Origin of the sequence: Microbacterium paludicola (assembly GCF_015235415.1) — a bacterium.
Lineage (GTDB): Bacteria > Actinomycetota > Actinomycetes > Actinomycetales > Microbacteriaceae > Microbacterium > Microbacterium paludicola.
On record NZ_JADGLL010000092.1, the window covers coordinates 1 to 1,456 of the forward strand.

General features: G+C 67.7%; 1 protein-coding gene and 1 pseudogene. Both read right to left on the reverse strand.

The window, feature by feature from the left end; all coding sequences use genetic code 11:
- Nucleotides 1–74 precede the first annotated feature (74 nt).
- Complete coding sequence (locus IR155_RS15640; protein WP_135115703.1) at nt 75–491, reverse strand: site-specific integrase; 417 nt, start codon at nt 489–491, stop codon at nt 75–77.
- A 97-nt stretch (nt 492–588) separates the two neighbouring features.
- Nucleotides 589–1,328, reverse strand: a pseudogene (locus IR155_RS15645) (IS3 family transposase); the annotation flags it as partial.
- Nucleotides 1,329–1,456: the final 128 nt, after the last annotated feature.

Sequence of the window (1,456 nt, forward strand, 5' to 3'; positions counted from 1 at the left end):
CGTAGGGTGGTGCAAGTCGAGGTCTTCCGGCGGATGGTGAGCGTGAGAACTTCCATCCTGGAAGACCTCGACGCCTATCCGCGAACCAGCCGGCGGTCCCGGGCTACACCCTCAACTGCGAAGAGCCACCAAACCTTCAGCAGACCCAGCCGACGGTTGATCGTCGTCGCGGCATAGCGATCCAGCGGGCGGCCGTCCATCCCGACGACGTTCGGTCCCGGCCTGCCCGGCAGCGTCGCTTCCCGGCATGCCCGCAGGAACCCGAGGAGGTCGTCGGTCGTGACCTCCTCCAGCGGGCGGTCCTGCCCGATCAGCCAGCGGCAGAACGCGAGCAGGTCATATCCGTACGACCTCACCGTCGCCTGCGAGTAGTTCCGATCCAGCAGATGCGCGAGGTACTCGTCCACCAGCCCGAGCCGGGCGGCGTGCTCACCGGCGAGCACCCACTCGCCGTCACGCTGCTCGAGCCGCAGGACTTCCTTGTCCGTCATGCGACACATGTTGCACCCGCGCGTCAGCCCCGCGCCGAACGCGACGTTCCTCGGCGTGTCGCCGCCAGGGCTCGCCGGTCGAATAGCCGGTTAAGAGGGACGAGCCGATCGCTCCCATCGACTGGATCACCCCGAACCGCTCGCAGAGGCCGGTGTAGGACTTCGAGGTGTAGACCGAGCCGTGGTCGCTGTGGAACACGGCCCCGGCGAGGGAGCCGCGCTCGCGCCATGCAGCCTTCAGCGCGTCTTCGACGAGCTCGGTGCGCATGTGGCTGGCCATCGCCCAGCCGGCGAGCTTCCGTGACCCGAGGTCGATGCAGGACGCGAGGTACAGGTTCGTGCCGTCCTCGATGGGCAGGTAGGTGATGTCGCCGACGTAACGGCGGCCCGGCTCCCCGGTGGAGAAGTCGCGGCCGATCAGGTCCGGGAAGCGCCGCCCCGACTGGTCCGGAATCGTGGTCTTCACCCGCTTGCGCAGCCGGATCCCGGCCAGGCCGTGCTGACGCATCACGCGGGCCACGCGCTTGTGGTTGACCCGCTCACTCTCGGCAACGCCCTCGTTGAGGTCGGCGGTGATCCGCGGTGCACCCAAGGCGCGGTCCCCGCCCTGCTGCGGGTCCTGCAGCGCCCGGATCCGGCCAGCGAGGGCCGCATCTGCCGACTGCCTCGCGGCACGTCCGGGGGCGGCGGACAGCCACGCGTAGAACGACGACCTCGCGATCTCGATGACCTCACACAACCGCTTCACGCCGTAGGCGTCCTTGTGATCCTCGACGAACTGGAAGCGGTTCACCAGCTCGTCTCCCCGGCGAAATACTTCGCCGCCTGACGGAGGATGGGCGGATTCAACCGGTCAGCGCAATGAGTGTTGTGAGATGAAGCAGACGCTGATCTCGGGAGGCATTCGTTGCAGGGCAAGCATGGTCATCTCAGTCGTGAGCAGAAGCAGCTCGCGCTCCGTCTCC

Coding starts and splice junctions, on each gene's coding strand:
- IR155_RS15640 (WP_135115703.1), bottom strand. CDS start 491: ATGACGGACAAGGAAGTCCTGCGGCTCGAGCAGCGTGACGGCGAGTGG.